The sequence below is a fragment of the Streptococcus infantis genome, from assembly GCF_001579645.1.
Classification (GTDB): domain Bacteria; phylum Bacillota; class Bacilli; order Lactobacillales; family Streptococcaceae; genus Streptococcus; species Streptococcus infantis_E.
The window spans coordinates 26,135-44,303 of sequence record NZ_KQ970824.1 but is presented as its reverse complement, the minus strand read 5'-3'; the positions used below and the strand labels follow the sequence as shown (position 1 = coordinate 44,303).

The 18,169-nt window shown below is 35.9% G+C and carries 17 protein-coding genes; 4 read left to right on the top strand and 13 right to left on the bottom strand.

Features of this window, described 5'->3' with window-relative positions; translation table 11 throughout:
* Window positions 1-103: 103 nt before the first annotated feature.
* From SINDD18_RS08955 to yfmF, 11 genes are all read right to left on the bottom strand, one after another.
* Complete coding sequence (locus SINDD18_RS08955; protein ID WP_061863875.1) at window positions 104-1,315, bottom strand: aminoacyltransferase; 1,212 nt, start codon at window positions 1,313-1,315, stop codon at window positions 104-106.
* Window positions 1,316-1,521: 206 nt separating this feature from the next.
* Window positions 1,522-2,730: a peptidoglycan hydrolase PcsB gene (gene pcsB / locus SINDD18_RS08950; protein ID WP_004250976.1), complete on the bottom strand. Its 1,209-nt coding sequence runs from the start codon at window positions 2,728-2,730 to the stop codon at window positions 1,522-1,524.
* Between the two features lie 92 nt (window positions 2,731-2,822).
* Window positions 2,823-3,317, bottom strand: a complete 495-nt coding sequence (gene mreD, locus SINDD18_RS08945) for a rod shape-determining protein MreD (protein WP_061863874.1) — start codon at window positions 3,315-3,317, stop codon at window positions 2,823-2,825.
* Complete coding sequence (gene mreC, locus SINDD18_RS08940; protein ID WP_061863873.1) at window positions 3,314-4,135, bottom strand: rod shape-determining protein MreC; 822 nt, start codon at window positions 4,133-4,135, stop codon at window positions 3,314-3,316. The genes mreD and mreC overlap by 4 nt, the downstream gene beginning before the upstream one ends.
* 21 nt (window positions 4,136-4,156) lie before the next feature.
* On the bottom strand, window positions 4,157-4,951 hold the full coding sequence (locus tag SINDD18_RS08935) for an energy-coupling factor transporter transmembrane component T family protein (protein WP_061863872.1): 795 nt from the start codon (window positions 4,949-4,951) through the stop codon (window positions 4,157-4,159).
* Entirely contained in the window at window positions 4,944-5,783 is an 840-nt protein-coding gene (locus SINDD18_RS08930; RefSeq protein ID WP_061863871.1) for an energy-coupling factor transporter ATPase, read from the bottom strand. The genes SINDD18_RS08935 and SINDD18_RS08930 overlap by 8 nt, the downstream gene beginning before the upstream one ends.
* Window positions 5,768-6,595: an energy-coupling factor ABC transporter ATP-binding protein gene (locus SINDD18_RS08925; RefSeq protein ID WP_061863870.1), complete on the bottom strand. Its 828-nt coding sequence runs from the start codon at window positions 6,593-6,595 to the stop codon at window positions 5,768-5,770. Before SINDD18_RS08925 ends, SINDD18_RS08930 begins: the two co-directional genes overlap by 16 nt.
* Window positions 6,596-6,597: 2 nt before the next feature.
* Window positions 6,598-7,137, bottom strand: a complete 540-nt coding sequence (gene pgsA, locus SINDD18_RS08920; RefSeq protein ID WP_061863869.1) for a CDP-diacylglycerol--glycerol-3-phosphate 3-phosphatidyltransferase — start codon at window positions 7,135-7,137, stop codon at window positions 6,598-6,600.
* A 12-nt stretch (window positions 7,138-7,149) separates the two neighbouring features.
* A complete protein-coding gene (gene rodZ / locus SINDD18_RS08915; protein ID WP_081108299.1) occupies window positions 7,150-7,974 on the bottom strand; it encodes a cytoskeleton protein RodZ in 825 nt (274 codons plus the stop codon).
* 37 nt (window positions 7,975-8,011) lie between these two features.
* On the bottom strand, window positions 8,012-9,295 hold the full coding sequence (gene yfmH, locus SINDD18_RS08910) for an EF-P 5-aminopentanol modification-associated protein YfmH (protein ID WP_061863867.1): 1,284 nt from the start codon (window positions 9,293-9,295) through the stop codon (window positions 8,012-8,014).
* Window positions 9,292-10,542: an EF-P 5-aminopentanol modification-associated protein YfmF gene (gene yfmF / locus SINDD18_RS08905; RefSeq protein ID WP_061863866.1), complete on the bottom strand. Its 1,251-nt coding sequence runs from the start codon at window positions 10,540-10,542 to the stop codon at window positions 9,292-9,294. The genes yfmH and yfmF overlap by 4 nt, the downstream gene beginning before the upstream one ends.
* A gap of 161 nt (window positions 10,543-10,703) precedes the next feature.
* Here yfmF and yaaA point away from each other — a divergent pair, with 161 nt between their 5' ends.
* Entirely contained in the window at window positions 10,704-11,072 is a 369-nt protein-coding gene (gene yaaA, locus SINDD18_RS08900; protein WP_061863865.1) for a S4 domain-containing protein YaaA, read from the top strand.
* A 2-nt stretch (window positions 11,073-11,074) separates the two neighbouring features.
* Entirely contained in the window at window positions 11,075-12,166 is a 1,092-nt protein-coding gene (gene recF / locus SINDD18_RS08895; protein ID WP_060954971.1) for a DNA replication/repair protein RecF, read from the top strand.
* Window positions 12,167-12,221: 55 nt separating this feature from the next.
* Here recF and guaB read toward each other — a convergent pair whose 3' ends face one another.
* Together guaB and trpS are read right to left on the bottom strand one after the other, a co-directional pair.
* Window positions 12,222-13,700 (bottom strand): IMP dehydrogenase, encoded by a 1,479-nt coding sequence (gene guaB, locus SINDD18_RS08890; protein WP_061863864.1) that lies wholly within the window; start codon window positions 13,698-13,700, stop codon window positions 12,222-12,224.
* Between the two features lie 162 nt (window positions 13,701-13,862).
* Window positions 13,863-14,888, bottom strand: coding sequence for a tryptophan--tRNA ligase (trpS, locus tag SINDD18_RS08885; protein WP_001039667.1), 1,026 nt, complete (start codon window positions 14,886-14,888; stop codon window positions 13,863-13,865).
* A gap of 206 nt (window positions 14,889-15,094) precedes the next feature.
* On the opposite strand from trpS, the gene SINDD18_RS08880 reads away from it, so the two are divergent.
* Both SINDD18_RS08880 and SINDD18_RS08875 read left to right on the top strand, forming a co-directional pair.
* Entirely contained in the window at window positions 15,095-16,717 is a 1,623-nt protein-coding gene (locus tag SINDD18_RS08880; protein WP_000958799.1) for an ATP-binding cassette domain-containing protein, read from the top strand.
* 61 nt (window positions 16,718-16,778) lie between these two features.
* Window positions 16,779-18,169: YfhO family protein (locus SINDD18_RS08875; protein ID WP_153014460.1), on the top strand; the 1,391-nt coding region annotated here is incomplete at its 3' end.

The following is an 18,169-nucleotide window of genomic DNA, read 5'->3' as shown; positions in this document are numbered from 1 at the left end:
TATAAATTACCATTTAAAAGCTCTAAATTTAAAACATCTCAACATATACTGCTGAGATGTTCTAATAGCTAATTTTTTAAAATTTAATGTAGGGGTGTTTATGCTATCTACTTCGAAGTTTCTTACGAATCTTATAAGCTAGATTAAACAAGAAATATAATGAACTAGTTGGATAGTTAAACTCACCAGCAAACTCCTCAATAGTGGGATTAAACTTAGATTTAAAATTAAATAACCTGCCTTCTAAGTTGTTTTCAATTCCACCCATATTATGAGTCTCTGCCCCACGTTCAAATGAATGTTGAGCTGTCTCAAACCATGTAGGAATAGCAGGTTGATAATGTCTAAATTCCTCATTCATTCCAGCATATAAGTTTTCAGAAGTTTTCCCAAATTCGATGGTTAAAGTTCCAGACAATGGAACGACACTGTACCCTCTATCAATATGGCTCTTAAGAAAAGAAATTTCTTCCTCTAATCGTTTTCTCTCTTGCTGATTCTCTTTTATTTTGCCTTCTTTCGTTTTATCAGTAAATTTCTGCGCTATTTTAAGATTCTTTTCGAGTTGCTGCTCAACTTCTTTCAGTCTATTAGGTAAATCTAAGTAGCTCAGTGTGATAAAAGAGTGATTAGGATAAGTAGTCAGTAACTTTTGATAATAATCTTTGCCTCGTAAACTGATATTCTTACGAGACTCTGTTTTCTTCATTAAAAATGAAAATTCATCTAATAAATCAATTCCACCGAATTTCACTTCCAATCCTTTATTCCTTGCAGTTCGGATTGCCTGTCTAGTGGACTTGGATAGTTGATCCAACGAGAAGTTCTCTTTATGAATATTAGCTTGAAAACGTGGTTGTATATTTTCTGCCATATCCTTTGTTAAGCCTGTCCAATAAACTTTATTTTTTTTCAGTTCTTCAATAATTTCTAAAGTCCTAGAATTTTGGACAGTTTCTTGCCCAATAAGACCTCTACTGATAAATAAACTTGGATCAAATTTAACCATTATTGCATTGCTTTTTTTAGCAATTTTTTTCAATGTTAAAATCACAAATTTCAGAAGTTCTTTATCTTCATAATTAATAACTGGGCCTCTTGGAATATAGAACATGGAAAATCCTAATGGAAGAGGCTGAATTAAGATGTTCGCTACTCCAACCAATTGATTCTCTTTATAAAATCCAACTCTCTCATTCCCCCAAGTATCCTTAATCTTGGCCCAATCACTACTCTGCAACAAATTTCCTTGAGGATGATTTTCTAAAAACAAATCCCACTCTTTGACATCAACATTTATTTTATACGTAAACATAACTCCAACACCGACTCCCTTAGAAACCATTTTTTTATCAACATGCTACACTCGTACTAAATCCCTAAGTTTCATTTTACTTTAACTAAAAAATTATAAAAATAGAGAATAAGTTCAAGTAATTATATAATGAAATTTATTTTTCAGCACTATACAAAGGGTGAGATTAATAAAATCTCACCCTAATTTTAGTAATAATCAGTATATTAGTTTGGATAAATGTATCTTACAGTACCTCTTGATGCTGTCGGATTAAACCATCCACGATAATTTCCGATTGGTTGAGTTCCACTACCATCATAGTTACATTCAGAAACTTGAATACGAGTTGATGATTCAACTGCTGTAACAACTGCTACGTGTCCGTATCCTCCATCATCCCATGAAGCAATTGCTCCAACTTGTGGTGTAGAACCTGTACGGAAACCTGCTGCTGCTGCACTAGTAGCCCACTGACCACCATTACCCCAATAATCACCAGCCCATGGAGCCAAAGTCTTAGCACCCCATGTACATTGACCTACAGGGTAACTTGAAGCATTTGAACTATAAGTTGGTCGTTGACTTACAGTAGTTGCTGCAGGTGTGTAGCTTGATTCATCATCTGATGATGAAGAACTTGAAGTTGCTTGTACTTGTGCAGCAAAGGTTGTGTTAGCCGAAGCTGCAAGTGATTGTTGTTGACTTGTTTGTTTCGCTTTGTATGCTGCTTCTGCTTCTGCTGCTGCCTTAGCTTCTGCTTCAGCTGCTGCTTTTTGCTCTAACAAAGTAGCTTTTTCACTTTCTGCGGTAGCTTTTTCTGCTGCAAGATTCAACTCAGCGGCTTTCAATTCTGCCTGTTTTGTTGTCAAGGCTTGAGCGTCATCAGCAAGTGTTTGTTGATTGGCAATAACTGTGTTGATTGCATTATTGTTTGCAACTTGTTTTTCAGAGATAGCTTTTTTATCTTCTTTTTGTTGTTGCAACATTTTATTGTTTGCTGAGACAATTTCACTCATAGCTGCTACACGAGAAATAGCTTCTGTAATTGAGTTAGAGTTAATAATTGTATTAATGTAGCTTGTAGCAGTTCCGTTAGTTTGTGCACTTCGAGCTTGGTTTTCAAGCGATTCATTACGAGCTACGATGTTTTTTGAAAGCTCTATGATTTCACCTTCAAGTTTTTTAGACTCTTCTTGAAGTTTTTCATTCTCAGCTTGCAACTTTTCTTGTTCTGTTTGAATAGCTGTTACTTTAGTTTGAATCTCATCAACTTGTTTTTGAGCTTCCTTTTGTTGTGTTGTCAATTCACTAATTTTGCTATCTTGAGCAGCAATTTTTTCATTTGTTGTATTGGCTTGGACACTTGAAAGCACAGTTCCTTGTGAAACCAATACTGTACTTAATAAGAGTGATGCTAGAATTTTTTTCTTCATAGTGTAAATACTCCTTCTTTAAAAAGACAATACTAGTATATCAAAAAAAGGCCTAATAAATATTACGCCTTTATTACAGTTTTGTTTCTTTCTTATAGATATATTTTTTCAAAAATATATTGGAAAATTAACATCCATATAAAATTCAATATCATAGTAGGACCCAGACTATAAACTATAAAAACAGGTAGATTTTCTGCAGTCAATCCTACCACATGTGCTAGGATAAAGCTACCAAATTCAAATATAAAAGTCATCATTAAAACTGCTAGCAATCGAGTCCATCTATTCGACAAAATAACCGAGTTGCTTTTATATACGATTGCTCCAATAATCACAAAAAGAAGACTGGCTATCCCTATCAGATGGAAGAAATAGATATCGTATATAAGTCCTAGAACCAAGCAATAGGCCAAAAACAGATATTCTGATACTTCTATTGTCTCGAATAATAAGAAGATGAAGATAAAGTGGCTTACAATTTGAAGATGTGGAAAAAAGCTATTTACAAATTGTCCTAAGTGGCTATCTATTAAAATGATTACGGGTAAGAGCAAAAACATCCCTATTTGCTTAAAAAGTCTCATGATGGATTCCCCACTAACTCTACGACTTTAAGATTCATTGGATCAGCATGCATTTTAACCATAACTTCTCTTGTCAGATAATCATTGGTAGGGGTCACAGATACGACTTCTCCTACAGGAATGTCTGTGACATTGAAGTTCCCCAAACCTCCAGTTACCACTTTATCACCTTTACTAATATCTCCACTATTATTTAGCTGACTAATTTTCAGTAGTTCTTTTTCCTTATCATAGCCAACGATAATACCATAAATACTACTAGATCCATGCTGAATTTTAACAGAAATTTTCTCTGTATTTTCAGCATTTGTTAATAAATTGACCACAGTTGAGTTGTCTTCTACGTTTTCAACGCTTCCAACCAATCCTCCACCAGAAACAACAAGCATACTAGTTGATACACCTTGTTGCGAACCAACATTAACTGTTAACTCTTGTTTCCAAGTCGCCGGAGTTCTCATGATAACATCCGCAGCAATTAGCTTAGTCGCATTTGATTTTGACTTCATATCTAGTAATTGACGCAGTTGTTCATTTTCTTCTTTTAAGCGATCTGCTTCATTCGTTTCCTTCTTCATCTGATAGAGTTCTTTTTTGAGAGCTTCATTCTCGTTATAGGTTCTGGTCAAACGACCTAAATCAGATTTTACGGAAGAAAGCCATTGAAAAGGCTTTTGCACTATTCTATCGACTAATGAAATGCCATCTCCAGCTTTTGTTACAACTGCACTTGATTGTGTTGTTACTAAAAAAACGGATACTACTAATACAACGACAAATAGAACAATGATATATTTTGATTTTTTAAAACGGTTCATACCTCTACCTTATATTACATTCTAAGATTTTAGCAAAAATAGAATTGCACCCAATACACAAACAAATAATAGCGCTATACTGTCTCTGTTCATCCAATTTAACTGTCGATACTGGCTACGTCCATTACCACCTTGATAGCCTCTAGCTTCCATGGCTGTAGCAAGAGAATCTGCTCGTTTCAAACTTGTAGCGAACAAAGGAATCAAAATAGGAATCATAGCCTTAACCTTTTGAATTACATTACCTTCTCCAAAATCAACACCACGCGCCTTTTGAGCATTCATAATTCGAATCGTATCATCCATCAAGGTTGGCACAAAACGTAAACTCATTGACAACATGAGTCCAATCTCATGAACTGGAACCTTAAATCTTTTTAAAGGTCCAAGCAAGGATTCAACTGCTGTTGCCAAACTAAGTGGCATGGTCGTCAAGGTTAGCAAGGTTGAGAAAAAAATAATCAACACAAAACGACAAAAAATAATTCCTGCCTGCTCAATACCATAACTTGTGATTTTTATAAATCCCATCTCGAACAAGACGTGACCACCAGAGATAAAGAACAGTTGAAAAAGGGTTGTAAAAGCAATCAGAAAAAACATAGACCGCAAACCTTTTATAAAAAAGGATAAGGGAACTTCTGATAAAATGACAAATATGCCTGTTGCAATGAAGAGTATGAGATTTGTAATTGGATTATTGGCCCAAAAAGCGATAATAATCAATAAAATCATTGCTACTAACTTACTACGAGGATCCAAACGATGAATAATCGAATTTCCTGGTATGTATCGACCTAAAATCATATTATCCATTGATAAACTCCTTAAACTCCTCTATCGTTATCGGCAATTGTTCGAAAGAAATTCCTCTGTCAACTAGCCTTTGAGCAAATCGTGTGATTTTAGGAACACCCAATTGGATTTTTTCCATAAATTCGACATTTTGAAAGACAAGACTCGGCTTCCCACCCTTAACTAGTTTCCCTTTTTCCATCACATAAACTTGGTCAGCAAATTCGGCCACATCATCCATAAGGTGGGTTACTAAAACAATTGTTATGCCATCTTGATGAAGCTTTTTAAACAAGGCCATCAACTCTTTTCGACCAATTGGGTCCAAACCAGCTGTTGGTTCGTCTAAGACCAAAATGCTAGGCTCCATCGCCAAAATTCCAGCAATAGCAACCCGTCTCATTTGTCCACCTGAGAGTTCAAATGGACTTCGTTCAAAGAGTGATTCATCGATTCCTACTAAAGCTAGTTTTTCACGCGCGATAGCTTCTGCCTCTTCTACAGAAACTCCAAAATTTTGAGGTCCAAAAGCCACATCTTTTAAGACAGTCTCCTCAAAAATTTGGTTCTCTGCAAACTGAAAAACCAAGCCTACTTGTTTGCGAATTTGACGAATTTGCTTATTGACGGATGTTGGTGTAATCAATGTATCAAAGACACGAACACTTCCCTTTGTAGGAACCAACAAACCATTCAAAAGTTGAAGGATTGTAGACTTTCCGCTTCCTGTATGCCCAATAATCGCAGTATAAGAGCCATCCTCTATTGACAAACTGACATCTGACAAAGCAGCTGAAGCAAAGGGTGTTCCTTCCTGATACGTATAACTAACATTGTCTAGAATAATTCCCATAAAGCCTCCTCAAGCTCCTCCTCGGTCAGGTAGTGCTCTGGTAATTTTAAGCCATTATCACGCAGTGATTGTTTTAATTGGTTGACAAAGGGTTGATCTAAGCCAATTTGATCTAAATCCGATCTAGAAAATAACTCTCTAGGAGTGCTAGTTGACTCGACTTCTCCTTTTTTCATCACCAAAACTCTGTCACTCATGGCCACCTCATCCAGATCATGCGTAATGGAGATGACTGTCATCTGATGGTCTTTGCGAATCTTCTGGACTATCTTAATCAACTCTAATCGTCCCTCAGGGTCCAACATACTTGTAGCCTCATCCAAGATTAAAATATCTGGTCGCAGAGCAACAACCCCTGCAATAGCTACTCTCTGTTTCTGACCTCCTGACAAGCGAGCTGGTTCCTTTTTAGCAAATTCAGCCATCCCAACCAATGATAAAGCCTCAGAAACACGTTTCTTCATCTCTTCAAGTGGGATTCCTTGATTTTCCAGTCCAAAAGCAACGTCGTCTTCAACAGTTGCTCCTACGAATTGGTTATCAGGATTTTGAAAGACCATACCAATCTTACGTCTTTTTTCCCAGACATTTTCTGGAGTTAGGCAATCACCGTCTATCCAAATTTCTCCAGATTCAGCCTCGAGCAAACCATCAATCAAGCGAACTGTCGTTGATTTTCCACTACCATTATGACCAACGATAGACAACCATTCTCCACGTTTCACGTGAAACGAAAGGTTATGAACATCATAATGTTCTTGATCTGCCTGATATCGAAAAAACAGGTCTTTTATCTCAATAATCGATTCCATATCTAACGAAAGGTTCCTTTAAACAAATATGCGCTTCCCTTGAAATAATCATAACCAGAATAAACTGTGAAGAACAAGGCAATATAAAGAGTTATCTGACCAAGCACATTCCAGTGAAGTAGCAAGAATATAATCGCAAACATCTGACTAAATGTCTTGATTTTTCCAGGCATAGCAGCAGCTAGAACGGTACCTCCTGTTTCAACTAAGAGCAAGCGCAAACCAGTGACTGCAAGTTCACGACAGATAATTATTGCTACCACCCAAGCTGGTGCCATCTTTAGACCAACCAACATAATAAAGGCTGACATGACCAATAATTTATCAGCCATTGGATCCGCAAACTTTCCGAAATTACTAACCACTTGCCATTTTCTAGCTAAATAACCATCTAGATAGTCAGTGATACTGGCAATAGCAAAAATAACTGCTGCTATTTTATGTAACACAGGAGATGGCCCAACTGATAGAAGGAGAATAAAAATCGGAATAAATAAAATTCTACCAAGCGTAAGCATATTAGGAATATTCTCTTTTTTCATGTTATCCTTCCTTTAGTTTGAACTTAATGTTAGAGTAATCCAACCAGTTTGACCAGTTAATTTTGAAGTGTCAATTTCCTTATTATCAATTTTCACCGATACTCCTTTAACAACACCCAATGTTATGGTTACTGGAGAGCCTTTAGAAATGGTTGTTTTGGCTGCTTTATTATTAGGTTCAAGAGTCACTCCTCCTGCTAAATCAGTATCCGAAACACTAATCCAGCTTGTTGCATCTGTAACAGATAATTGAAGCTCCGCAGAATCTTTAGATGTCTTATATTCCACTGATAAAGCATCTCCCTGACCTGAAACAGTCAAAGTAGTTGCCTCACTCGAACTTGATGAACTAGTAGCTTGACTACTACTTGATGCTAAACTACTAGAGCTACTTGTTGAACTCACAACACTATAAGTTGCCGCAGAAGACGCAGTTGGTTGGGTTTGAATATAATTCCACACATAGTAAGTTACAAAAATTAAAATTGATAAAGAAAAAAGAACAAAGTAAAATAGCGGGAGAAATGAATTTTTCTTTCGATTAGACCGTCTACGTCCTGAAAGTTCAATCTCATCTACATCAACTTCTTCATAAGTAATCATACTTCCCGAATCATAGGCATCTAGAACAATATTTTCATCTAATTCAACAGCCCAAGCATACTTTCTCAAAAATGAACGAGCATAAAAAGTACTCGGTAGTTTGTCAAAATCATCTGACTCCATTGCCTCCAACAAATCCAGCTGAATATCTGTCTTTCTGTGCAATTCCTCTAAGCTCAGTCCTTGGTTAATTCTTGCAAGACGTAAGACCTCACCAATTGTTTTTTTTCTCATACTTAACATTCCTTCTTTCTAGTGTATTTTCTAGCGATTATATCGTGAAAATTGTACAATCAACCATATCGCTATTATCTATCAAATCATGTCCAGCCTCTAGAACATCTTCTAAAGTAATTTCCTGCAAAAGTTTAGGAAGGTCAAACAGGGTAGAACCTGTATCGGTTGGATGATACTGAGTGGCAATGTATTCAAGGGAATCCATACTATGAAGAAATTCTCCATACATCTCAGTTTTTACAATATCCAAGTGATCCTCAGTTACATCCTCATCTTTAACAAAATTGCGAATAGCTTTACGAAATTGATGAGAAAGTGCCACAGGTTCCTTTGTATCCATTGTTAATATCACAAAATGGAAACGAGGATCTACTTCTATTTCTAGAGACAGGGAAGCATCCAGTTTACCTGTCTCATATAATTTTTGAAATCTTTGTGAAGTCCAACCAAACATCATTGTAAACAACAATTTCAATAAAAGATGATAACGATACTGATCTCGATTTCCTATGTCTTTATTTCCTCTAATACCAATCGCTAATTTGGGAGATGCTACATCCATGCGAAAACTTTCAGTAGTCTTTACAGGATGTAAAGGTATTCGTTCTCTTTTAAACTCATGTTTTTTCTCTTGAGGATAAGATTTCTTAGCAAAATAATATTCAAGGAGTTCAAAATCAAAATTCCCCACTAAAAAGATATTACTATTGACAGGTCTGTAAAACTCTTTAAAGTTTTCTTTTAAATCCTCCAAACAAATAGCATCAATAGAGTTTTCACTACCAACAATATCTGAAGCTAAAGGACTTTCTGGATAGAGATTTGCCAAAGTCTTGAAAAATAGACAAGAATCCGGATCATCCTGATACATCTCTCTTTCCTGTTGAATGATATCCTTTTCGCGCTCCACAGATTCTTCAGTCATATTGAAAGTAGTGACAAGTTCGTCTAGTAAATCTAAACACTCTAGAACATTTTCAGAAGTCGAGAAAAGATAGCTAGTTTTCGTAAAGCTCGTAAAGGCATTACTTTCAGCACCCAACTCTGTAAAAGCTGCCATAACATCTCCAGAATCTTCTCTTTCAAAAAGCTTATGTTCTAAGAAATGAGCGATTCCTTGTGGATATTGTTGTAAGTCCTTATCATCCACTGTAAACCTTGTGTCAACAGAACCAACTTGGACACTTACAACGCCATAAACCTCGTTAAAGTCCTTTTTAGGTAGTAAAGTAACTGTCAAACCATTTTCTAAGCTAGTTTGATACAAAGTTTCTTTTACAGCAGGATAATATTTCTTTTGAAAAGTAGGTCTGGTCATTCTGCTCCTTCCATAAAATAAATAGCCTGCAACTTAAAACTGTTTGCTGCTTCACAAATTGCTTCTCTATCAACTTGTTCAAGCCTATCGATTAAAATTTTTGTGTCAAGATTCGCTTTCCCAAAAAAAGTTGACAGATAATATTTATCGACGATAGAATCTTGATTATCCTGAGCTAGTAGTAAGGATCTACGAATCATTTGTTTGGTCTGATCAATCTCCTTATCTGTAAACTTGCCATTTTTTATGTCAAGCAACTGATGATTCATCAATTTTCTTACCTTGTTTCGATTTTGCCGATCAATTCCAGCAAATAATCGTAAAAATCCACTAAAGAGATCCAAATGACTTGATACCGTATAGGCCAGTCCTTCTTTTTCTCTCACTTGGGTAAATAGTTTCGAATGAGGAAAGGCTCCTAAAAGACCATTGACAAGAAGCACTGCCATCTGTTCTTCATCACCATATGCCACTGAACTATGGTAGCCCATCTCTAAAACAGACTGTCCTAATCTCTTTCTAACAATACCTTCTCTAAGAATATTAGAATAAGGTTGCTGATATTGAATGTTTACAGCTGATTTACGACCTGTCAAAGGAAATTTATGTAAAAACTCTAAAACTTCAATTTCATTAAAATCGCCTAAGAAGAAAATATCTATTTGGTCTTCTTTTAGCATTTTTTGATAGCTTGAAAAACATGTTTCTGGAGTCTCTTCTGAAATTCTAGAAATCAAATCTTTAGGAACTAGCTGCATTGATTCTTCTTGGAAAAACAATTGATCTAACTCTTTATGTGCAAAGAAGAATGGGTCTTCCAATTCTGATTCTAGCCTTGATAAGATCTGTTTTTTCTCGATGTCAAAAGCATTTTTCTCAAATCCATCCTCATCCGACAATGGTGTAAACAGAACCTGATGCAGTAATTCTAAAATTTGAGAAGTTAATACGTTTTTCTTACTTAAAAATTCATCACGCACATAGGTAATATTCAAATCCACAAGATGACTTTGTCCTCTTCGATAGGCGTGCGCTGACAAATCAGTTCCATACAAGGTTGCTAAACGTTTTCTAAACAGTTGAGCAGTTGGATAACTTTGGTTGGCAGTTTCAAGCATACTGGCACTTAACATGCGACTTGAAATTGAATCCAAAGACAATGGAGCTGTGAAACGCACAGTAATTTTATTAGTTTTAAATTTTTTTGATTGGATAAAATGCACTGCAATTCCAGGTACTAACTCCATCTCTTACCTCCTTCTACATAGAGTTCTATTATACCATGAAAAGAGAAAATTTTCTTGTTCTCTTTACCCCTTTTAAAATTAAAATCGCTTTCATTTCTAACGAATTTACCTCTGCCATTTCAAGGTAAAATATGGTATAATACCAAAGATTGAGGTGAACTATGGAATACAAATTATTTGAAGAATTTATCACTCTCCAAGCTCTCTTGAAAGAACTTGGTATTATACACAGTGGCGGAGCCATTAAATCCTTTTTAGCTGACCATCTTGTCTACTTTAATGGCGAATTGGAAAATCGTCGTGGGAAAAAAGTAAGAATCGGAGACTCTATCGACATTCCTGACATGAAAATCCAAATCATTCTGACGCAACCGAGCTTAGAAGAACAGGAAGAATATCTCCAAGAAAAACTTGAGAAAGAACGTGTGGCTAAACTTGTCAAAGAAATGAATAAGACGGTCAAAAAAAAGCCAACAAAAAAGACCCCGAAAGCTAAAACAAAAACTGCACCACGTTTCCCAGGTAGATAAGTATGTGGCTAAAAAACTTATCCATCAAGCAATTTAGAAACTATCAGAATACCGAAATTGAATTTAATCCTAAATTAAATGTATTTGTGGGTCGAAATGCTCAAGGAAAAACCAATCTTCTGGAAAGTATTTACTTTTTAGCTTTAACTAGAAGTCATCGGACAAAGACAGACAAGAATTTAATCCGATTTGAAGAAGAGCAGCTTCAAGTTTCTGGAATTCTTCAAAAACGAACGGCTACTGTACCACTTGAGATTGACTTGACTCCAAAAGGTCGGATTACTAAGGTCAATCACTTAAAGCAAGCTCGGCTATCTGACTATATTGGACACATGAATGTTGTTCTATTTGCACCCGAAGATTTACAACTTGTCAAAGGAGCACCAGCTATCCGACGTAAGTTTATAGATATGGAGCTAGGGCAAATCAAACCCATATACTTGTCAGATTTGTCAAGCTACAATCATGTGCTCAAACAAAGAAATACCTACTTAAAGTCAGCGAATCAGATTGACGAAACATTTTTATCTGTTCTAGATGAACAGCTAGTAGACTATGGTTGTCGGGTGATGATCCACAGAGAAGAATTTATCAAAAAAATGGAATCTTTTGGTCGTAAAAAACACTTTGATATTTCAGACCAATTAGAAGAGTTGTCAATTCGTTATCAACCATCTGTAAACTTCACTGACAAGGAAAAACTAGCAGAATCTTTCTATGCAGCACTTCAAAAAAGTAGAGCAAGAGATTTATTTAAGAAGAATACTGGAGTTGGTCCTCATCGGGACGATATGATTTTCTTAATCAATGGAATGGACACAAGCTTTGGAAGTCAAGGACAACATCGTAGCCTTGTTCTTTCTATTAAACTAGCTGAAATCGAATTAATGGAGAGCATTACAAAAGAATCGCCTATACTTTTACTTGACGATGTTATGAGTGAACTTGACAACACTCGTCAACTAAAATTATTAGAAACTATATCTCAAAATATTCAAACCTTTATTACAACAACTAGTTTAGAGCATCTTCAAAACTTACCTGATAATCTCAGTGTATTTACAGTAAAAGACGGTCAATTAGTTGTAAATTAATATTTACAGATGTGTAAAGATAAAAAATCTCCTGTTTAACAGGAGATTTTTTTGATTACATTGAGTAGTTTGGTGCTTCATTTGTGATTTGCACATCGTGTGGATGGCTTTCTTTTAAACCTGCACCTGACATTTCGATAAATTGAGCATTATCATGCAATTCTTTAAGGTTAGCTGCACCACAATACCCCATACCAGATCGAATACCACCAATCATTTGGAATACGATATCAGCTGCTGCTCCTTTGTAAGCAACACGACCTTCAATTCCTTCTGGAACCAGTTTGTTTGCTTCATTGACAGAGCCTTGGAAGTAACGGTCGCTTGAACCTTTCTTCATTGCAGCGATTGAACCCATACCACGGTATGTCTTGAACTTACGTCCTTGGAAGATTTCAGTTTCTCCTGGAGCTTCATCTGTTCCTGCAAACATTGATCCAAGCATTACTGCATTTCCACCAGCAGCAAGGGCTTTAACAATATCTCCAGAATACTTGATTCCACCATCAGCAATGATTGTTTTGCCATATTCACGTGCAACTGCTGCTGCATCATAGATAGCTGTAACTTGTGGAACTCCTACACCTGCGATAACACGAGTTGTACAGATTGAACCTGGCCCAATACCAACTTTAACAACGTCAACTCCTGCATCATAAAGGGCACGGGCTCCTTCAGCAGTAGCGATATTTCCAGCAATCAGTGTACGGTCTGGGAAATGGGCACGGATTTCAGCAATTTTACGAAGAACACCTGCTGAGTGACCATGGGCAGTATCGATAACAATGGCATCTGCACCTGCTTCAAAGAGTGCTTCTGCACGTTCAAATGTATCAGAAGTTACACCTACCGCACCAGCAACTAAAAGACGACCGAACTCATCTTTAGCTGCATTTGGAAACTCAATCACTTTTTCAATATCTTTAATCGTGATCAAGCCAGAAAGACGACCTTCTTCGTCAACCAAAGGAAGTTTTTCAATACGGTGTTCTTGAAGAATGCTCTCAGCTGTTTCAAGATCTGTTCCAACAGGAGCAGTAACAAGATTCTCGCTGGTCATATGATTTGAGATTGGTTGATTGTAATCTGAAATAAAACGAAGGTCTCGGTTTGTTAAAATACCAACCAATTTACGATTTTCAAGAGTTTCAACCACTGGAACACCACTGATACGGTAACGTCCCATGAGTTCATCTGCTTCTGCAATTGTATGCTCTGGAGTCAAGAAGAATGGATCAATGATAACACCATTTTCAGAACGTTTTACCTTACGAACTTCATCTGCCTGCTGTTCAATAGACATGTTTTTATGGATAACACCTAGACCACCTGCACGCGCGATTGCAATGGCCATTTGGCTTTCTGTTACAGTATCCATCGCAGCTGTAATAATTGGGATATTTAAAGTCAAATTACCTGCCAATTTTGTTGTTAAATCCGCATCATTAGGCAATACATGACTCTCTGCTGGAATAAGCAATACATCATCAAAGGTAAAACCTTTTTTCAAAAATTTAGTGTCCCAATTAGACATTGAAGTTTCCTCTTTTCTTTCTTTTTGAGCTTGACGCTTTTTGTATTGTATCTATCATACCATTCTATGAAAATTTGTCAATTATATTGATAATAGATAATGTAAAAAAACTATCCCTTTAATTTTAAAGAAGAGATAGTTTTAGAGTTCGTATTTTATCTATTAATGAAAGTAATTTAGACCCATTGCTGATTTTACTTCTGATAGTGTTTGACCAGCAACTTCTCGAGCTTTTTCACTACCTTTTTGAAGCATATTATACACTTCACCCATATCTTTAGCATATTCTAGGCGACGTTCACGGATTGGACCAAGTTCACGTTCTAGGATTTCCAGTAGATACCGTTTAGTCTTGACATCACCTAAACCTCCACGTTGATAATGCTCTTTCATGTCAGCAATTTCTTGAGCATCTTCAGGACGTCCAAAAACATCTAAATAATGGAAGACCATATTTCCTTCAATCTTACCTGGATCCTCAACACGAATGTGATCTGGATCTGTATACATACTCATTACTTTCTTACGCAAGGTATCTGCATCATCTGACAAGTAGATACCATTATTTAGCGATTTAGACATTTTGGCATTTCCATCAAGACCAGGTAAGCGACCTGCTCCTTCATTTTCAGGATAAATTCCTTCCGGTTCTACTAAAACATCACAATTATAGGCATGATTGAATGAACGCACAATCTCACGCGTTTGTTCAATCATCGGTTTTTGGTCTGTACCTACAGGAACATAGTTAGCCTTAAAAGCTGTGATATCTGCTGCTTGAGCAATTGGATAAACTAAAAATCCAGTTGGAATACTTTCTCCAAATCCTTTCTGAGCAATTTCTGTCTTTACAGTAGGATTACGCTCCAGACGAGCCAAAGACACTAGATTCATGTAATACATAGACAACTCTGCCAATTCTGGAATTTGACTTTGAATGAAAATCGTTGATTTGTTAGGATCCAATCCCACTGCAAGATAGTCCAAAGCAACATTTCCAATAGACTCTACAATAGTTTGTGGATCTTTTGCATGGTCAGTTAAAGCTTGCTGGTCAGCCAAAAAAACAAACATGTCATATTTATCTTCTTGCTGTAATAAGACACGATTTTTTAAGCTACCAACGTAGTGCCCAATATGTAATTTCCCCGTTGGACGATCTCCTGTTAAAATAATGGGTTTATTCATCTTATTCTCCTTTGATATAGTCCTTTCAATTATAGCATTTTTTTGATAAAAAGACAGGTAATTTTTTTTATCAAATAATTACGATTTTAACTCCTAAACTGTAAACTATCTGTAAACATCCTTTACAAATAATTGACAAATAAAAATTTGAATATTTGCTGATTTTCTAGTAGAATTAGAGTATTACATATAATAGGAGAAAAAAATTGCTAACAGTATCTGATGTTTCACTACGTTTTAGTGATCGCAAACTTTTTGATGAGGTCAACATCAAATTTACAGAAGGAAACACCTATGGTTTAATTGGTGCTAATGGTGCAGGTAAATCAACATTTTTAAAAATCTTAGCTGGTGATATCGAACCTACAACTGGTCATGTTTCTCTTGGACCTGATGAACGTCTTTCTGTGCTTCGTCAAAATCACTTTGACTACGAGGATGAACGTGTTATTGATGTTGTTATCATGGGTAATGAAAAACTATACAATATCATGAAAGAAAAAGATGCTATCTATATGAAAGCAGACTTTACTGATGAAGATGGAGTTCGTGCAGCTGAGCTTGAAGGTGAATTTGCTGAACTAGGTGGTTGGGAAGCTGAGAGTGAAGCTTCACAACTCTTGCAAAACTTGAATATTCCTGAAGATCTTCATTACCAAAATATGAGTGAACTCGCAAATGGAGACAAAGTGAAAGTACTCCTTGCTAAAGCTCTATTTGGTAAACCAGATGTCCTTCTTTTGGATGAGCCGACCAACGGTTTGGATATCCAATCTATTACTTGGTTAGAAGATTTCTTGATTGACTTTGATAACACTGTTATTGTCGTATCCCATGACCGTCACTTCTTGAACAAAGTATGTACTCACATGGCCGACCTTGACTTTGGAAAAATCAAACTCTATGTCGGAAACTACGACTTCTGGAAAGAATCTTCTGAGCTTGCTGCTAAATTGCTAGCAGACCGTAATGCTAAAGCAGAAGAAAAAATTAAGCAATTACAAGAATTCGTTGCTCGTTTCTCTGCTAATGCTTCTAAATCAAGACAAGCAACATCACGTAAGAAAATGCTTGATAAGATTGAACTTGAAGAAATTGTGCCATCCAGTCGTAAATATCCTTTTATCAACTTTAAAGCTGAACGTGAAATCGGAAACGATCTCTTGACAGTAGAAAATCTATCTGTCAAGATTGATGGTGAAACTATTCTTGACAACATCAGCTTTATCTTGCGTCCAGGTGACAAGACAGCTCTTATCGGTCAAAACGACATTCAAACAACTGCATTGATTCGTGCAATCATGGGTGATATTGACTATGAAGGAACTGTCAAGTGGGGAGTTACAACTAGTCGTTCTTACCTACCAAAAGACAATTCCGCTGATTTTGCTGGAAGCGAGTCAATCCTTGACTGGCTCCGTCAATTTGCAAGTAAAGAAGAAGATGATAATACCTTCTTACGTGGATTCCTTGGTCGCATGCTCTTCTCTGGAGACGAAGTTAACAAACCTGTAAACGTCTTGTCAGGAGGAGAAAAAGTGCGTGTGATGCTCTCAAAACTCATGCTTTTGAAATCAAATGTTCTTGTACTTGACGATCCTACTAATCACTTAGATTTGGAATCTATTTCAAGCCTGAACGATGGATTGAAAAACTTTAAAGAATCTATCATCTTCGCCAGCCATGACCATGAATTCATTCAAACATTGGCTAACCACATTATTGTCCTATCTAAAAATGGTGTAATCGACCGTATCGATGAAACCTATGATGAATTCTTAGAAAATGCTGAAGTACAAGCAAAAGTTAAAGAACTTTGGAAAGACTAAATAATACTTTAAAACTCAGTTGGATTAACCAACTGAGTTTTCTATCATTCTATGAGGTAACATGAAAACATTTTTTAGAAACTATTGGACCTATTTTATTTCTTTCATCATTCCCCTAGTGATTATGTTCGGAGTCTATCTTTCTCAAGGTATCTACTGGAATAGTGATACTTCACCTTTATTAGGGGATGGATTTCATCAATATGTTATTTTTGATCTTAATCTTCGCAATATTTTACATGGGAGTGATAGTCTATTTTATACTTTTACCAGCGGTCTAGGTCTCAATTTTTATGCCTTGTCCAGTTATTACCTTGGTAGTTTTCTATCTCCTCTTGTTTATTTTTTTGATGTATCAAGCATGCCAGATGCAGTTTATCTTTCAACCTTGTTGAAATTTGGCTTGATAGGTCTGTCAACCTTTTTTAGCTTGAGTATAATATTCAAAAATCTACCAGCCCCGCTCAGATTATCTTTATCTACCTCATATGCTTTAATGAGCTTTACAGTTAGTCAACTTGAGATTAAAACCTGGTTAGATGTTTTTATTTTAATCCCCTTAATTTTAACTGGTTTACATCTACTCATAACGGAAAAAAAACGTATTCTATACTTTACAAGTTTGTCAATCTTATTTATCCAAAACTACTATTTTGGTTATATGACTGCCCTGTTTTTGGTAGTTTGGTATTTTTGCCAACTTTCCTGGGATTTTAAAAGTCGCAAGTATTCTTTCCTTGATTTTTTCCTAACATCCTTACTCGCTGGTTTAACAAGTTTCATCATGACACTCCCAACCTTGTTTGATTTAAGAACTCATGGTGAAAAATTAACCGCTATTACAAAAATAAAAACAGATGCCAGTTGGTATCTAGATCTATTCGCTAAACAATTTATTGGTTCTTTCGATACAACTAAATATGGTTCCATCCCAATGATTTTTGTTGGCCTCCTTCCTTTTATCTTAACAATTGTATTCTTTACATTAAAATCAATTAAGTTTCACGTGAAACTATGCTATGCAACTCTACTCATTATCATCATCGCTAGTTTTTATCTAGAAGCCTTAGATTTATTTTGGCAAGGAATGCACGCACCAAATATGTTTCTTCATCGCTATGCTTGGATTTTCTCTACTCTCTTGATTTATATTTCAGCAGAAGTTTTAAATAGATTTAAGGATATTAAGTTATGGAATATTTTATTCTCAATGACCTTCCTTTTATTTGGCTATCTGGCAACCATTTATTTTAAAAATCATTATTCATTTCTAACTAAATTAAATATACTCTTAACGATTGAGTTCTTAGTGGTATACTTACTATTGTTATTAGCACTTATCCGAAAAATGATTTCTCTAAAAATCTTTTCAATTCTTATTTTGATCTTTACAGTAAGTGAAGTTAGTTTTAATGCTTCATCTCAATTAAATGGAATTACGAAAGAATGGGG